The 244-nt window shown below is 50.4% G+C and carries 1 protein-coding gene; it reads left to right on the top strand.

The annotated features are described in order from the left end of the window. A partial coding sequence (locus A3728_RS23320; RefSeq protein ID WP_236630591.1) for a hypothetical protein occupies positions 1-199 on the top strand: 199 nt, incomplete at its 5' end. Between the last annotated feature and the right edge of the window lie 45 nt (positions 200-244).

The following is a 244-nucleotide window of genomic DNA, read 5'->3' as shown; positions in this document are numbered from 1 at the left end:
GGCTGTTTCGTATCATGAGGAATTTCCGATGGTTGTGCTTGCTTTGATCACCCTGCTGAATCTGGCGATCCTTGCCGGGAATATCGCCTTGCTTCTATGGCATCTGCGACGGCGCGTAGATTTTCAACAAGAGACTGTCGCGCTTGCTCTTCAATCTGTTCAAAAGAAGTATCGGGCACAAAAGGCATTTGCGCAATAACCGCCCAGTCTACGGTACCGAAGATGTCCATCTCGGTTTCGGGCA

The sequence above is a fragment of the Sulfitobacter sp. HI0040 genome (assembly GCF_001634885.1).
Lineage (GTDB): Bacteria > Pseudomonadota > Alphaproteobacteria > Rhodobacterales > Rhodobacteraceae > Sulfitobacter.
The sequence above is the reverse complement of the archived record's forward strand: the minus strand, read 5'-3'. Positions and strand labels throughout refer to the sequence as shown.